The organism is Streptomyces sp. NPDC008125, from assembly GCF_042957125.1.
In the GTDB taxonomy this organism is placed as follows: Bacteria; Actinomycetota; Actinomycetes; order Streptomycetales; family Streptomycetaceae; genus Streptomyces.
The window spans coordinates 78,538-93,294 of sequence record NZ_JBIBHR010000017.1; the positions used below are offsets into that span (position 1 = coordinate 78,538).

At 73.4% G+C, this 14,757-nt stretch carries 14 protein-coding genes; 6 read left to right on the forward strand and 8 right to left on the reverse strand.

Translation table 11 applies throughout. The features are described from left to right. The first annotated feature begins 257 nt into the window (after positions 1 to 257). Positions 258 to 1,949, forward strand: coding sequence for a DUF885 family protein (locus ACFZAX_RS26435; protein ID WP_390964747.1), 1,692 nt, complete (start codon positions 258 to 260; stop codon positions 1,947 to 1,949). A gap of 194 nt (positions 1,950 to 2,143) precedes the next feature. Beyond that, the gene (locus ACFZAX_RS26440) at positions 2,144 to 3,010 is read left to right on the forward strand and encodes an ATP-grasp domain-containing protein (protein WP_390964749.1); all 867 of its coding nucleotides are present in this window, start codon (positions 2,144 to 2,146) and stop codon (positions 3,008 to 3,010) included. Positions 3,011 to 3,048: 38 nt separating this feature from the next. Here the strand turns inward: ACFZAX_RS26440 and ACFZAX_RS26445 are convergent, their stop codons facing one another. Continuing rightward, on the reverse strand, positions 3,049 to 3,558 hold the full coding sequence (locus ACFZAX_RS26445; protein ID WP_390964751.1) for a rhodanese-like domain-containing protein: 510 nt from the start codon (positions 3,556 to 3,558) through the stop codon (positions 3,049 to 3,051). 93 nt (positions 3,559 to 3,651) lie between these two features. On the opposite strand from ACFZAX_RS26445, the gene ACFZAX_RS26450 reads away from it, so the two are divergent. Continuing rightward, positions 3,652 to 4,098: an AsnC family transcriptional regulator gene (locus ACFZAX_RS26450; protein WP_390964752.1), complete on the forward strand. Its 447-nt coding sequence runs from the start codon at positions 3,652 to 3,654 to the stop codon at positions 4,096 to 4,098. 399 nt (positions 4,099 to 4,497) lie between these two features. Here ACFZAX_RS26450 and ACFZAX_RS26455 read toward each other — a convergent pair whose 3' ends face one another. From ACFZAX_RS26455 to ACFZAX_RS26470, 4 genes are all read right to left on the reverse strand, one after another. Continuing rightward, the gene (locus ACFZAX_RS26455; protein ID WP_390964754.1) at positions 4,498 to 4,908 is read right to left on the reverse strand and encodes a hypothetical protein; all 411 of its coding nucleotides are present in this window, start codon (positions 4,906 to 4,908) and stop codon (positions 4,498 to 4,500) included. Positions 4,909 to 5,080: 172 nt separating this feature from the next. Further along, positions 5,081 to 8,155 (reverse strand): AAA family ATPase, encoded by a 3,075-nt coding sequence (locus ACFZAX_RS26460; RefSeq protein ID WP_390964756.1) that lies wholly within the window; start codon positions 8,153 to 8,155, stop codon positions 5,081 to 5,083. After that, entirely contained in the window at positions 8,152 to 9,318 is a 1,167-nt protein-coding gene (locus ACFZAX_RS26465) for an exonuclease SbcCD subunit D C-terminal domain-containing protein (protein ID WP_390964758.1), read from the reverse strand. The genes ACFZAX_RS26460 and ACFZAX_RS26465 overlap by 4 nt, the downstream gene beginning before the upstream one ends. Positions 9,319 to 9,578: 260 nt before the next feature. Beyond that, on the reverse strand, positions 9,579 to 10,205 hold the full coding sequence (locus ACFZAX_RS26470; protein WP_390964760.1) for a YigZ family protein: 627 nt from the start codon (positions 10,203 to 10,205) through the stop codon (positions 9,579 to 9,581). A gap of 148 nt (positions 10,206 to 10,353) precedes the next feature. Here ACFZAX_RS26470 and ACFZAX_RS26475 point away from each other — a divergent pair, with 148 nt between their 5' ends. Further along, positions 10,354 to 10,761 (forward strand): CoA-binding protein, encoded by a 408-nt coding sequence (locus tag ACFZAX_RS26475; RefSeq protein ID WP_390964761.1) that lies wholly within the window; start codon positions 10,354 to 10,356, stop codon positions 10,759 to 10,761. 95 nt (positions 10,762 to 10,856) lie between these two features. Continuing rightward, the gene (locus ACFZAX_RS26480) at positions 10,857 to 11,843 is read left to right on the forward strand and encodes an AAC(3) family N-acetyltransferase (RefSeq protein ID WP_390964763.1); all 987 of its coding nucleotides are present in this window, start codon (positions 10,857 to 10,859) and stop codon (positions 11,841 to 11,843) included. Here ACFZAX_RS26480 and ACFZAX_RS26485 read toward each other — a convergent pair. Together ACFZAX_RS26485 and ACFZAX_RS26490 are read right to left on the reverse strand one after the other, a co-directional pair. Next, positions 11,776 to 12,336, reverse strand: a complete 561-nt coding sequence (locus ACFZAX_RS26485; protein ID WP_390964765.1) for a YbaK/EbsC family protein — start codon at positions 12,334 to 12,336, stop codon at positions 11,776 to 11,778. The genes ACFZAX_RS26480 and ACFZAX_RS26485 overlap by 68 nt on opposite strands. 43 nt (positions 12,337 to 12,379) lie before the next feature. Beyond that, on the reverse strand, positions 12,380 to 12,952 hold the full coding sequence (locus ACFZAX_RS26490) for a cupin domain-containing protein (protein ID WP_390964767.1): 573 nt from the start codon (positions 12,950 to 12,952) through the stop codon (positions 12,380 to 12,382). A 100-nt stretch (positions 12,953 to 13,052) separates the two neighbouring features. Here ACFZAX_RS26490 and ACFZAX_RS26495 point away from each other — a divergent pair, with 100 nt between their 5' ends. Beyond that, a complete protein-coding gene (locus ACFZAX_RS26495) occupies positions 13,053 to 13,919 on the forward strand; it encodes an EamA family transporter (protein ID WP_390964768.1) in 867 nt (288 codons plus the stop codon). A 38-nt stretch (positions 13,920 to 13,957) separates the two neighbouring features. On the opposite strand, the gene ACFZAX_RS26500 is transcribed toward ACFZAX_RS26495, so the two are convergent. Further along, a complete protein-coding gene (locus ACFZAX_RS26500) occupies positions 13,958 to 14,707 on the reverse strand; it encodes a DapH/DapD/GlmU-related protein (RefSeq protein ID WP_390964769.1) in 750 nt (249 codons plus the stop codon). Positions 14,708 to 14,757: the final 50 nt, after the last annotated feature.

A 14,757-nucleotide genomic window follows, 5' to 3' on the forward strand; every position in this document is an offset into this window, starting at 1 on the left:
GCCCCAGAGATCCCAAAGACCCCTGAGCGTCCCGAAGATCCCCGAGCACCCGTGAGCGTCGGCCCGTAGGGCGACCACCACACTGATCCGGCCAATTGCGCAGTCGATTCCCGGACGCTCCCTGCGGAGTGGGAGACCTCGCCCCGCAGGGAGCCACTGCGTTCCGAGGGGGCTCCGCGCGCGGCGCCCAGGGCACGCTCCCGGTCCCGCACGGAACCAGGGTGACGGGAAGTCGGTTCCCGTACGAGGATGTCCGCATGTCAGACACTTCGAGCAGCGCGCTGCCCCGTCAGGTCGCCGACGCCTACGTCGACGCAATCATCGATCTCGACCCGATCCTCGGTACGTATCTGGGCGTCCCGGCAAGCCACCGCAGCCTGCCCGACTTCTCGCCCGAAGGCCAGCAGGCCATCGCCGACCTCGCCCGTGCCACGCTGGTGAAGCTGGACGCGGCGGAGCTTCTTCCGGGCGCCGACAGCGACGCCGAACGACGCTGCGGCAGGCTGTTGCGTGAACGCCTCACCGCCGAGATCGCCGTCCACGACGCGGACGAGCATCTGCGGGCCGTCTCCAACCTCCACTCCCCGGCCCACAGTGTCCGGGAAATCTTCACCGTCACGCCGACCGAGACCGACGAGGACTGGGCCGTGGTCGCCGACCGGCTGCGCGCCGTTCCGGACGCGCTCGCGGGTTACCGTGCCTCGCTCGCCCTCGGCCTCGAACGGAAGCTCCACGGCGGCCCCCGTCCCACCGCCACCTTCGTCGAGCAGCTGACCGCCTGGGCGGGAGGCGACGGTGAGGGCGCAGGGTTCTTCGCGGACTTCGTCGCCCCCGGCCCCGACGCCCTCCGCGAGGAGCTGGACGGCGCCGCCCGTGTCGCCACCGAGGCGCTGGTGGCCCTGCGCGCCTGGATGAACGAGGTGTACGCCCCCGCGATCGAGGGCTCGCCCGACACCGTGGGCCGCGAGCGGTACGCCCGCTGGTCGCGTTATTTCAACGGTACCGATCTGGACCTGGACGAGGCGTACGCGTACGGCTGGTCCGAATACCACCGGCTGCTCGCCGAGATGAAGACCGAGGCAGCGAAGATCCTTCCCGGGGCGGGTCCCTGGGAGGCGCTCGCGCACCTCGACGTCCACGGCAAGCACATCGAGGGCGTGGACGAGGTCCAGAAGTGGCTCCAGGGCCTGATGGACGAGGCCATCGAGGCGCTCGACGGTACGCACTTCGAACTCGCCGAGCGGGTACGGAAGGTGGAGTCGCGGATCGCCCCGCCCGGAGGGGCCGCCGCCCCCTACTACACCGGTCCCTCCGAGGACTTCTCCCGTCCGGGCCGCACCTGGCTGCCGACGATGGGCGAAACCCGTTTCCCCGTCTACGACCTGGTGTCCACCTGGTACCACGAGGGTGTGCCCGGTCACCACCTCCAGATCGCCCAGTGGACCCATGTCGCCTCTTCGCTCTCCCGCTACCAGGCCTCGGTCGGCCAGGTCAGTGCCAATGCCGAGGGGTGGGCGCTGTACGCGGAGCGGCTCATGGACGAGCTCGGCTTCCTGCCGGACGCCGAACGGCGGCTCGGTTACCTGGACGCGCAGATGATGCGTGCCTGCCGGGTCATCGTGGACATCGGCATGCACCTGGAGCTGGAGATTCCGGCGGATTCGCCCTTCCACCCGGGTGAGCGGTGGACCCCGGAACTGGCGCAGGAGTTCTTCGGCGCCCACAGTGGCCGCCCGGCGGACTTCGTGGAGAGCGAGCTGACCCGTTACCTCTCCATGCCGGGTCAGGCGATCGGCTACAAGCTCGGCGAGCGCGCCTGGCTGCTGGGCCGGGAGAATGCCCGCGCGGCCCACGGAGAGGCCTTCGATCTCAAGGCCTGGCACATGGCGGCCCTGTCGCAGGGGTCACTGGGCTTGGACGACCTGGTCGAGGAGCTCTCCAAGCTCTGATCCCGGACGGCCCCGTCGGCGCGGCAGTCGTCGGCCCGCGGGACCCCGACCGGTGCACCGGCGTCGGCCGGGCGGCGGCAATGCCGTCCGGCCGGCGCCCTCGACGACCTTCGCGCCGGAGGTACCGAACGACCCGGGCCGGAACAGCTCCTCCTGCCGCCCCGGACCACGCACCGCGACCGAAGGCACCACCGATGCCAGGCTTTCTCCTCTGCGCCGACCCGCTGCGCCCCAGCCGCCCTGACCCGGCGTTCGCCGAAGAGGGAAAAACAGTACGGGACACGGGCGCCCCCACCGCGCTCCTCGACCACGACGCCCTGCTCGCGGGCGACGCGGCGGGGGCAGTCGCCCGGGTACCGCGCGGCTCGGGTCCGTACTGGTACCGGGGCTGGATGATCCCCGCACGGCGGTACGCCGACCTGGAGCGGGCTCTCGCGAAGCGGGGGACCTCACTGCTCACGGACGCGGCGGCCTACCGGACGGCCCATGAACTTCCGGGTTGGTACGCCGTGTTCGACGGACTGACACCGCGCAGTGTCTGGCACACGCTGCCCGCTGGGGCTCCCGTACCGGAGGACGGCGCGTTCTGGTCCGCCCTCGCGCGATCGCTCGGCCGAGGCCCCGGCATGGTCAAGGACTTCGTGAAGTCCCGGAAGCACGAATGGCACGAGGCCTGCTTCGTGCCCGAGTTGAGGGACCCCGAGGTGCTCTCCGCGGTCGTCGGACGGCTGGTCGCTCTCCAGGGCGACTTCCTCACGGGTGGAGTGGTGGTACGCGCCTACGAGCGGTTCGTCCCGGGCGGGGAGGCGCGTGTGTGGTGGGTCGACGGAGCGCCCGTCATGGTGACCGCCCATCCGGACACCCCGGGCGACCGGCCCGTCCCCGAGCTGGGCCCGGTGGGCGAGGCCGTGCGCCGCCTCGGCTGCCGGCTGGTGACCACCGACCTGGCGTTGCGCGAGGACGGCGTGTGGCGGGTGGTCGAGGTGGGCGACGGGCAGGTGAGCGGACTCCCTTCCGGCACCGGTGCGAGACCCTTGCTGGAAGCGCTCGTCACGGCGTGAGGCAGGCCAGGGCCCCGCACACCCGGAGGAAGGCGGATTCAGCAGCCGCAGTCCTCGTCCGCCACCGGCGCGGTGAGCGGGTCGAGGGCGTGCCGTTCGGCTCCGCGCGCGGTCTCGAAGGCGAAACCCTCGCGTACCCAGTACTCGAATCCACCCCGCATCTCCTTGACCTGGTAGCCGAGTCGGGCAAGCGCGAGGGCCGCCCTCGTCGCTCCGTCGCAGCCCGGTCCCCAGCAGTAGGTGACGACGGGGACGGCCGGGTCGAGGAGTCGGGTGGCCTGCTCCGGAATCAGCGCGGTGGGCAGGTGCACGGCGCCCGGGATGTGCCCCTGGTCCCAGGAGGCCGTGGAGCGGCTGTCCAGGACGGTGACACCCGGGCCCGCGTCGAGGTTCAGGGCTGCGGCGACGTCGGAGACATCGGCGTGGAAGGCCAGCGAGGCGGCGAAGTAGGCAGCGGCGGCGGCCGGCGGGGCGGGCGGCACCCGCAGAACCGGGTGGCTGGAAGTGGCCGCGGCAGGCTCTGCGGTGCGGGGCGAGATCGTATGCACGGACCCCAATCTAGGCGGGCCGCGCGCCCGCCAGAAGGCATGATCCATGACTCTTTGCTTGATCTGCCGGGGATTCCCCTGTTGTCTGAGGCCATGACCGACTATTCACCGGACGCCACCGATTGGCGCATTCTCGATGCCCTGCAGCGCGACGGCCGGGCCAGCTTCGCCGAACTCGCCCGGGCCGTGGCCATGTCGCCGAGCGCGGTGACCGAACGGGTGCGACGTCTGGAAGAGCTCGGTGTGATCAGCGGGTACAGCGCGGTGGTCGAGCCGGAGCGCCTCGGCCTGCCGATCCTCGCCTTCGTACGGCTGCGCTACCCGACCGGCAACTACAAGCCGTTCCACGACCTCCTCGCCACCACCCCGGAGATCGTCGAGGCGCACCACACCACCGGGGACGACTGCTTCGTTCTGAAGGTCACCGCACGTTCGATGCGTCACCTGGAAGAGGTGACGGGGCGCATCAGCGGCCTGGGTTCGGTGACCACGAGCGTGGTGTACTCCTCCCCGCTCCCCCGCCGCCCGATCGAGCGCTGAGGCGCCTCCCTTTTCCAGGCCGGGCCGAGTCGCCATGCCGCCCGTACCGGCGCCTCCCCCGCTGACACACCCGTGTACCGCCCGTCGGCCTCACCGCGTGGACCGATTTCGAGGCTCGGCCCACGGAGTACTTCGCCGTGCTCGCCGATACGGTTGTCCGGCCCCCGCAGCAGGTCGACGGAGGTCCGGGCGGACTGTGCGGCGAGGCTGTCCCGTTCGGCGTCCCGCAGGATTCCGGTCAGGTCCTCCACGATTCCAGGCGCGTTCTCGCGGAGATCGGGTCCCGCCCGCGGAATCCGCCTCGGCCCTGCGGCGGGTCTCGCTCCCGCCAGCGGGGCGTCCAGACGTGCTGACGGCTCCCGGCCCGTTCGCGCGGTGTCCGCAGCCCCCGGCCCGGCCTCACCAGCACCCGGACAGGGGATCGCCGACGAGGTGGAGCAGGACGAGGTGGCGCGCGTCGATCCGGCCCGTCAGGACGCCCGGACCACGGCGCTGGTCGCCGCCCTGAGCCACGTTCCCGGTCGGCGCGCTCGCGCCGCAGCGACGCCCGTGCGTCCCGAACCGCTTCGACGGCCCGTGCGTAACCTCCCCACCGCCGCGGCGGACTCCCGCAGTCGTCTCGCACGGTGGAACCCGTGGGTTCACTCCGCGCAGGCGGGAGAGCGGGCGGATGTCGCCTCCCACGACACCGAAGATCAGCGACACCGGGCCGCCCTCCATGAGCGCGTCCGAGAGATCGAGGCGGCCGGTGTCGGCCTGATCGTCGTCCCATGTCCGCAGGTCTTCCTGGCGCGGCCCTTCGGCGTACACGGATCCGGTGTCCCCGCCGAAACCGGAAACCGGGTCGTACGGACCGGTCGCGCCATCTCCCGACCGGTCACATCCGTACGACTGGCGTGTCCGGCGTCCGCAGTGGCCCGTGCCCGGGCCAGGTGACCCCCTGCTGACGGTTGGGCGAAGGCGGGGCCGAGGGTGTCGCGGGTCAGCCGAGCCTGTGCCGGACCGTCGATCCCTGCCGGCCCTTCACGACTTCGAGCTGGGCGGGGACGCGGCGCCGCAGGTCACCCACGTGGCTGACGATGCCGACACTGCGGTCCCGCTCGCGGAGCGAGTCCAGGACGTCCAGTACCTCGTCGAGGGTCTGCTCGTCCAGACTGCCGAAGCCCTCGTCGATGAAGAGGGTGTCCAGCCGTGTCCCGCCCGCCTCGTCGGTCACCACGTCGGCGAGGCCCAGTGCGAGGGCGAGGGAGGCGAAGAAGGTCTCGCCTCCGGAGAGGGTCGCGGTGTCCCGTTCCCGGCCCGTCCAGGCATCGACGACGTGCAGTCCCAGTCCGGCCCGGCGTCCTCCCGTGCGTGCGTCGGAGTGGACCAGGGTGTAGCGGCCGGCGGACATCCGCTGGAGCCGGACGGTGGCGGCGGCGGCCACCTGCTCCAGGCGGGCGGCGAGTACGTAGGACTCCAGCCGCATCTTGCGGTCGTTGTCGGCGGAGGTACCGGCGGTGAGCGCGGCGAGGCGGGCGACCCGTTCGTACTCCGCGCGGAGCGGGCCCAGTGCGCGTACCTCCCGGGCGGCCTCGCGGGAGAGACGGTCCAGTTCGGTGCGGCGCTCCTGCGCGGCGGAGTGCGCCGCCGAGGCGAGGCGCAGCAGGGCCTCGGCGCGGTCGTACGTCTCGCGCGCCCGGTCCGGCGACGCGGCGGGGCGGGCTGCGGCCTCGCGGGCGTCCCCCTCCGCCAGCCGGTCGGCGACGGTGGCCGCCTCGGCCTGCCAGACGTCGATCCGGTTCTGCAACTGCCGCTGCGCGGAACGGTCGATCAGGGTCGCGACGGCCGCCTGCGGGGTGTCGAACCCGGCGCGGAAGGCCGCGTCGGCCAGGCGGCCGTCGGCTTCCTTCCGTCGTTCGGCCGCGCCCTCCTCGGTCCGCACGGCGTCGGCGGCCTCGGCGAGCAGATCGGCGCGCCGGGCGAGCCGGTCGGCGTGGTCCGCGATGGTGCCGGGCACTTCGCGCACACCGGCGAGATCGGCTTCCAGAGCCGCCTGCTCCCGGTCGAGGGTCTCCCGCCGCGAGACCCTCACGGCGGCGCGGCGTTCGGCGTGGCGGCGCTGGTCCAGCCGGTCCTGGTGTTCCCGCTCGGCGGCGGCGAGGGCCTCGCGCACCCGGTGCGTGCCGGCTGCGAGCCGGTGGGCCTCGCCGTGCTCGCGGGCCAGTCGGTCGACGTGGGCGCTCAGTTCGGCGACGGAGGGGTCACCGGGACCGGAGCTCACCGCCGCGTCCGCCGAACCGGTCGTGTCCGCCGAACCGGTCGTGTCCGCCGGGCCCGCCGCGTCGCCGGTCGCCTCGGCCCGCGCGATGGTGTGGCGCTCCGAGAGGAGTCCGAGCGCCCGGTCGGCCCGGGCCTTCGCCTGTTCGGCGGCGCGGTGGGCGGCGAGGGCGGCTTCCTCGGTGGCACGGTCCACGTGTCCGTCGCCCGCTCGGGCGGGGTCCGGGTGCTCGGCCGAGCCGCAGACCGCGCACGGCTCCCCGGCGGCGAGTCCGGCGGCCAACTCGGCGGCGATGTCGCGCAGTCGGCGCTCCCGCAGGCCGAGCCACCGCTCGTGGGCGATGAGCGCGCTCTCCCGGACGGCGGTCGACTCCGCCCTGGCGTCCTCGATTTCACGGGCGAGAGCGTCGCGACGCCGGGCCGCGCCCAGCCGGCCCCGGGCGGAGGCGAGCCGGGCGGCGAGCTGTTCGGTCCGGGTCGCGGCTTCCTGCGCCGCCTCGACCTCCGCGATCAGGGCCGTCCTGGCGTCGTCCCAGCCGGCCAGCCACGCGTCCGCTTCGAGGATGGTCTCGTCGTCCTGTGCCGACTCGCCTTCGAGCAGGGCACGTTCGGCGTCGATGGCTGCGCTGCGCGTCTCGGCGCGACGGGCGGCGTCGAGGCCACCCAGCTCCTGGCGGTAGCGACGTTCCAGCTCGGCGAGCCGCCCGGCTCCGGCGTCGGCGAGTTCGGCGGGCAGCCGCGTACGGACCCGGTCGCGGGCGGCACTCGCCGCGGCGGCCTCGCGCTCGGCGGCGTCCCGCAGTTCGAGGGCGGGGACGATCAGCTCCGCCTTACGGGCCCGTGCCAGGCGCTCCTCGCAGCGGTCCCGCTCGGCCCGGCCGCCCTCCAGGGCCGCCGCACGCCGCTCGGTCTCCGCGAAACGCTGCTGGAGACGGGCGAGTTCGCGCTCTTCGTCCAGCGCGCCCCGGGCCGCCGTCCGTCGCTCCTCCGCCGCGTCCACCGCGAGTCCGGCGATCTCCAGCCGCTCCCGCGTGCCGGAGCGCGCGATCGCCGCCCACCCCAACACACTTTCGGCGAGGCCGGGTTCACCGGGCTGGGCGGTCGGCAGGGGCATCTCGGCGGCGGGGCCCGCCGCCTGTGCCAGCCGCTGGGCGGTGGCGAGGACGCGCTCGTCCCCGGCCCTCACGCGGGACTCGGCCGTGCGGCGGAGTTCGGCGAGGCGTTCCTCGACGGCGGCGAAGCGCCGCGTGTCGAAGAGCCGGCCGAGCAGCTTGCCCCGGGCCTCGGCGTCGGCCCGCAGGAACCGCGCGAAGTCGCCCTGCGGGAGCAGCACCACCTGGCAGAACTGGTCGCGGCTCATGCCGAGGAGCTGGGTGATCTCCTCGCCGATCTCCTGGTGCGATTTACTGAGGGCCTGCCAGCCCTTCTCGGGGTCGTAGGCGCGCAGCCGGCTCTGGGCCTTCTCGGTGGTGTAGCCGTCGCCCTTCTTCTTGGGACGGGTCTGGGCCGGGGAGCGGGTGATCTCCAGGCGCCGGCCGCCCGCGGTCAGCTCCAGCAGGACTTCGGTGGGGGTGACGGGGTCGGCGTGGTCGCTGCGGAGCGAGGTGCCGGGGCTCTGGCGTGCCCCGGGGACGGCTCCGTACAGGGCGTAGCAGACCGCGTCGAGCACCGAGGTCTTGCCCGCGCCGGTGGGGCCGTGCAGCAGGAAGAGGCCGGCCGAGGAGAGTGCGTCGAAGTCGACCTCGGTGGTGGTGCCGAAGGGACCGAAGGCGGTGAGGACGAGCCGGTGGAGCCTCATCGGGACACCTCGCGGACCACGTCGTCCACGCGCACGTCGTCGAAGGCGGCGCGCAGCACGGTGCGTTCCGACTCGTCCGGGCCGCTGCCGCCGCGGACGTGCGCCACGAAGTCCTCCGCGATCTGGTGGTCGTCGCGCCCCTTGAGGCGCTGCGCATACGAGGCGAGCGGGTCCTCGGGGTCGCGTTCGGGGTCGAAGACGAGGCTGAGGGTGTGCGGGAAGCGTTCGGCGAGCCGCGCCATGGGGTCGGCGGGACGGGTGGGGTCGGTGAGGGTGGCCTCGACCCAGGAGTCCCGGTGCCGCTCCAGGGCGGGGTCCTCCAGGAGTGCGCCGAGTCGGCCGCGGAGCCGGGCGAGCGGCCGGGGCACGGGGCAGTCGACGCGTTCGCCGGTGACCGTTCCGTCCGCGTCCAGGTCGATCAGCCACATGGTCTTGCGGTGGTCCGCCTCGGAGAAGGAGTACGCGAGCGGGGAGCCGGAGTACCGGACCCGCTCGCTGACCCGCTGGCTGCCATGCAGGTGGCCGAGGGCCACGTAGTCGACGCCGTCGAAGACGCCCGCGGGGACGGCGGCGACTCCGCCGACGGTGATGTCGCGCTCGCTGTCGCTGGGTTCGCCACCCGCGACGAAGGCGTGGGCGAGCACCACGGAGCGGGTGCCCGGCGCTCGTCCGGCGAGGTCGGCGCGGACCCGGTCCATGGCGGCGGAGAGTACGGACTCGTGCGCGGCCTTCCCGGCCCCCAGGGAGTCCTTGACGAGGGCCGGTTCGAGGTAGGGGAGCCCGTAGCAGGCGATGTCGCCGTGGGCGTCGGCGAGCAGCACGGGGGTGCCGCATCCGGCGGGGTCGGTACGCAGGTGGATGCCTGCCCGGTCGATGAGTCCGGCGCCGACCCCGAGCCGACGGGCCGAGTCGTGGTTGCCGGAAATCATGACGGTGGGCACCCCGAGGGCGGCAAGCCGGTGCAGGGCGGTGTCGAACAGTTCGACGGCGGCGAGCGGCGGCACGGCACGGTCGTAGACGTCGCCGGCGACGAGGACGGCGTCCACCTCGCGGTCGCGGACGGTGGCGACGAGGTGGTCGAGGTACGCGGCCTGGGCGTCGAGCAGGGGGACGCGGTGGAAGGACCGGCCCAGGTGCCAGTCGGAGGTGTGCAGCAGTCTCAAGACGTCGCTCCACCCGCTGTGATCCGCATGTTCCTGGTCCTCCGCCCCGTGGCCGGCAACGGCCTCGCGCCCTGTCCGGGCCGTCCCGGTCTCCTGCTGCGTGCGCGGCCCCGCTGCTCGGGGGCCGTCAGCGGTCCCGGCGCGGCCGTGCGGACTCCACGCTAATGCCGCCGGGCCCCGGTTCCCGCATCGCCGGGGGTGGCGAACCTCACCGGAACCTCGCACCGAGCAGCCGGGCCGGAGTCCGCGGAGCCGTGCGGTCACGCGTCCCCGTACGCCTCTCCGCCGAGTTCGAGCGTCGCGGAGCCCGCCGTGGCATCGGCCAGCCAGGCGCGGAACCCGGCCACGTCTGCGTCGGGCAGGCCGATCTCCAGGGTGACCGCCTCCGCGTACCGCACCTCGCGCACGGCGGTTCCGGTGGCCCTCATGTCGTTCTCCAGCCTGCCCGCCCGCTGGTGGTCGACCGTGACGGTGGCCAGCCGGTAGCGCTGCCTGGTGAGGGTTCCGAGCTCGTCCAGCGCCTCGCCGACCACTCCCCCGTACGCCCGGATCAGGCCACCGGCGCCGAGCTTCACCCCGCCGTAGTACCGGGTCACCACGGCCACGGCGTACCGGACCTCGCGGCGCATCAGCATCTGCAGCATCGGCACCCCGGCGGTCCCGCCGGGTTCGCCGTCGTCGCTGGCCTTCTGGACGGAGGCGTCGGCGCCAACCACGTAGGCGTAGCAGTTGTGGGTGGCGGTGGGGTGTTCCTTGCGGACGCGTGCGACGAAGTCCTGCGCCTCCTGTTCGGTGGCGGCGGGGGCGAGCGCGCAGAGGAAACGCGACCGGTTGATCTCGGTCTCGTGCACGCCCGCTCGGGCAACTGTCCGATACTGCTCCTGCATGCCTCCAGCCTAGGGGCGCGTCTTCGGACTGCGGTCGTCCGGCCGGACGCCGCCCGGCGGACGGCCACGTGAAGACGCGTCCCAGGCGGTGCCCGGCGGGTCGACTCCGTACGGGAATGGCGGGGCCGCGGCCCGGGTTGTCGGTGGCATGTACGCAGACGATGAGACGATCCGGCGGATTCTCCTGGAATCCGGCGACACCTGGGCCGTGGTCGGCCTCTCCACCAACACCTCGCGCGCGGCCTACGGCGTCGCCGGAGTCCTCCAGCGCTTCGGCAAGCGGATCGTCCCGGTCCACCCGAAGGCCGAGATGGTCCACGGCGAGCAGGGGTACGCGTCGCTCGCGGACATTCCGTTCCCGGTGGACGTGGTGGACGTCTTCGTCAACGGCGAGCAGGCCGGTGCCGTGGCGGACGAGGCTGTGGCGATCGGGGCGAAGGCCGTCTGGTTCCAGCTGGGCGTGATCGACGAGGCCGCGTACGCACGGACGCGCGAGGCCGGTCTCGACATGGTCATGGACCGTTGCCCCGCGATCGAGATTCCGTCCCTGCACTGACCCGTTTCGCCCCGGTTCGATCAGTTGGCGACCGAACCCGCTGTCGGCGGTTGCGCCCTTCCGCCGGCCGGGGGCGCGGCGGACAATGAACGGCTGTGAAGACGGTGTCGTACCCGGCGCGGCTGGCCGCCGAGCTGATCGCCCTGGGCGTACGTCCCGGCGCCACGCTCGTCGTGCACGCCTCACTGCGCGCGGTACGCCCTCCGGACCGCGGCGCGGCAGCCGTGGTCGCGGGGGTGCGGGGGGCGCTGGGACCGGCGGGGACGCTGGTCGTCCCCGCGTTCACGCCGGAGAACTCCGACACCTCGCGCGTCCATCTGGCCCGGGTGGCCGGGCTCACGGAATCGGAACGCGCCAGGGTCCGCGCGGACATGCCGCCCTTCGATGCGGCCACCACGCCCGCCCCGGCGATGGGCCGGCTCGCCGAGGCGGTCCGGCGGACTCCCGGCGCGAGGCGCAGCGGCCACCCGCAGACCTCCTTCGCCGCGCTCGGTCCGGCCGCCGCGCGGCTGACCCGGGGCCACCGCGCCGACTGCCATCTGGGCGAGGACTCGCCGCTGGCCCGCCTGTACGACGCGGGCGCGCAGGCCTTGCTGCTCGGTACTGGTTTCAACACGTTCAGCGCTTTCCACCTCGCCGAGTACCGCGTCCCCGAGCCGCCCGTCCGCCGCTACCGCTGCGTGGTGGGCGGACCCGGCGGGAAGCGGTGGTGGGCGTACGAGGACGTGGCGCTCGACGACTCGGACTTCGCCGCGCTGGGCGCGGAGTTCGCACGGTCGGCGGGCCCGGGGACCGTCCGCACCGGCCGGGTGGGCGAGGCCGCCTGCACCCTGCTGCCGGTGCGGGAGGCGGTGGACTTCGCGGTGGACCGCTTCACGGACGGGACGTACGCCGTCGCCCGCCGTACGCGCGCCGGGGGCACCGCTCCGTCCGACGCCACTCCGCCCGGCCTCGCTCCGCCCGGCCGCGCCCACGACGGGGACCCGGGGGCCGGGGATGCCGGCGCCCGGCTCCTCAGACGCCCAGCCCCTCCACCACCACCGCACCCGGGAGGGCCGCGAGGGACTTGCCGGGAACGATGAGCTTGCCGCGGCGGCTGCCGCTGCCGATGAGGACCCACTCCTCGTCCACCACCGCCGGGTCGATCAGCAGCGGCCAGGCGGCCGGGAGGCCGATGGGCGTGATCCCGCCGTACTCCATGCCGCTTTCGCCGACCGCGACGTCCATCGGGGCGAAGGACGCCTTGCGTGCGCCGAGGTGCTTGCGCACCGCGCCGTTGACGTCGACGCGGGTCCGGGAGAGTACGACGCAGGCGGCCAGGGTGACGTCGGTGCCGCGCTTGCCCGCGACGACCACGCAGTTGGCGGACTCGTCGAGAAGACCGGCGCCGTAGTGCTCGACGAAGACGGCGGTGTCGGCGAGGTCCGGGTCCGTGTCCACGTGCAGGATCTGCTCGGCGGTGAAGCCGCCCCACCCCTGGGTCACCGCTGCGGCGACCGGCTCGGTGAGCAGATCGGTGCGGTCGGCCGCGGGAGCGGCGGCGTCGTCGTCGAAGTTGCCGATGGGTGCGCGCATGGATCAACGCTAACAGCAGCCCGTGAGGCGGATGTTGCCGGTTTCAGCGGACCGGAGGGATCCAGACGGCCATGGTCAGCTCGGTCGGCTCCGTGCCCTCGTTGCGGTAGGCGTGGGGGACGTGCGCCTGGAAGGTCGCGGAGGTGCCGGCGGGGACGGTGTGGGCGTCGCCGCCGACGACCAGGGTCAGTTCACCGGCCGTGACGTGGAGGAGCTCGACGGTTCCCTCCGGGTGCGGGTCGGAGGCACTGCCGTCGCCCGGTTCCAGGTGCCAGGACCAGAGTTCGAACGGCCCGGTGGCCTCGGCGCCGACGAGGAGGGTGGTCGAACTGCCCGCCTCGGTCGACCAGAGACGTACCGCCTGTTCGGGGGCGACCAAGCGGACCTGCGGGCCCTGTTCGTAGTCGAGGAGGGTGGTGATGCTGACGCCGAGCGCGTCGGCGAGCTTCACGGTGGTGCCGACGCTCGGGTTGGTCCGGGCCTGCTCGATCTGGATGATCATGCCTCGGCTGACACCGGCGCGGGCCGCGAGAGCGTCCAGGGTGAAGCCCCGCTCTCCCCGCCAGTGCTTGAGGTTCCGTGCCAGCGACTGGGTCAACTGATCGAGATCAGACACATTCAGTCCAATATCCTTGATGGCGAAGTACAAAATAATGAACTACGGTGTGGTGCACCTCAGCCCCAACCGTTCGCCGCACTGTACTGCGAGGCCTGTCTTGTCAGCACTTTTCGCCCTGGCCACCAGCCTGCTGTGGGGGCTCGCCGACTTCGGCGGCGGGCTGCTGACCCGCAGAATCCCGGCGCTCACGGTGGTCGTCGTCTCCCAGGCGATCGCCGTGGTGGTGCTGGGCGCGACCGTGGTCGCGACCGGTGCGTGGAGCGAGGCCGGTGACCGGCTCTGGTTCGCGGTGGCAGCGGGCACGGTCGGCCCGGTGGCCATGCTCTGCTTCTACAAGGCGCTCGCTCTCGGCCCGATGAGCGTGGTCTCCCCGCTCGGATCGCTCGGCGTCGCCGTACCGGTTTCCCTCGGCCTGGTCGCCGGGGAGCGGCCGGGTCCGGCCCAGTTGGCCGGGGTCGTCATCGCCGTGGCGGGCGTCGTCCTCGCGGGCGGGCCCGAGCTCCGCGGTGCGCCGGTGCGCCGCCGCGCGGTCCTGCTGACGCTGGTGGCCGCCTTCGGTTTCGGGGCCGTCATGTCCCTGGTCTCGGAGGCTTCGACCAGCACGACGGGCCTGTTCCTGGCCCTTTTCGTACAGCGTGTCACCAACGTCCTGGTGGGTGGTGCGGCTCTGTGGGTGTCGGTACGCCGTGGCGGCCGGGCCCTGCCCGGGGAGGGCGGCGGGGCGGTGATCCTCGGGGCGCTGCCCGCGCTGGCCTTCGTGGGGCTCGCGGACGTCGCGGCGAACGGCACGTACGCCACGGCTGTGCGGCACGGTTCGGTGACGGTGGCGGCGGTACTGGCCTCGCTCTATCCGGTGGTGACCGCCCTGGCCGCGCGCGGGGTCCTCAAGGAACGGCTCCGCGGCATCCAGGCGGCCGGCGCCGGCCTCGCCCTGATGGGCACGGTGCTACTGGCTTCGGGATGACCCCGGCCCGGCGTGCGGACCGGGGGACCGGGCGGGATTCACGCCGGATGCGCGTCGTCCTCCGCGGCGGCGAAGTCCAGCAGCTGCGCGGGCGTGACGCCCTCGGGGACCGGCACGGGCGCGGGGGTACGCAGCGGCGGCTGCCAGCCACGTTCCGGGTCGTAGCTCCGCACCACCCGGGCCGGGGCGCCCGCCACGACGGAGTGGTCCGGGACCTCTCCCCGTACGATCGCGCCCGCCGCCACCACGACGTTGCGGCCGAGCCGGGCGCCGGGCAGCACCACGGCTCCCGTACCGATCCAGCACCCGGGGCCTATCTCCACCGGTTCCGCGCGCGGCCACTGCCTGCCGACCGGCTGGTCCGGGTCGTCGTAGCTGTGGTTCGTGGAAGTGATGTAGACGTACGGGCCGCAGTACGTGTTCGAGCCGATGGTCACCGTGGTGTCGGCGATGACGTGGCTGCCCCGGCCGAGTACGACCCCGTCGCCCAGGGTCAGGATGGGGTCCGGCCCCAGCTCCAGACCGGGCATCATCCCGGCGGTGATCGTCACCTGCTCGGCTATGACGCAGTGGTCCCCGAGGCGGATCCACGGCTCGCCGAAGACCGTGCCCTGCGGGAACGCCAGCCGCGTCCCGGGCCCGATCCGGCCGAAGCGCAGCGGGCCGGGGCGCTCGGCGGTCACCGCGCCGTGCTCCCCCACCCAGGCCCGGCCGCGGTGGACCGCGCGGGAGGCGGCGTTGCGCCACCAGCGGGAGAGACAGGGGAACGCGTGTTTGCTCTTCGACACCCGCTCACGGTAGCCGTCCGGCCCACTGTGCCCGGCGCTCCGCTCTGTGA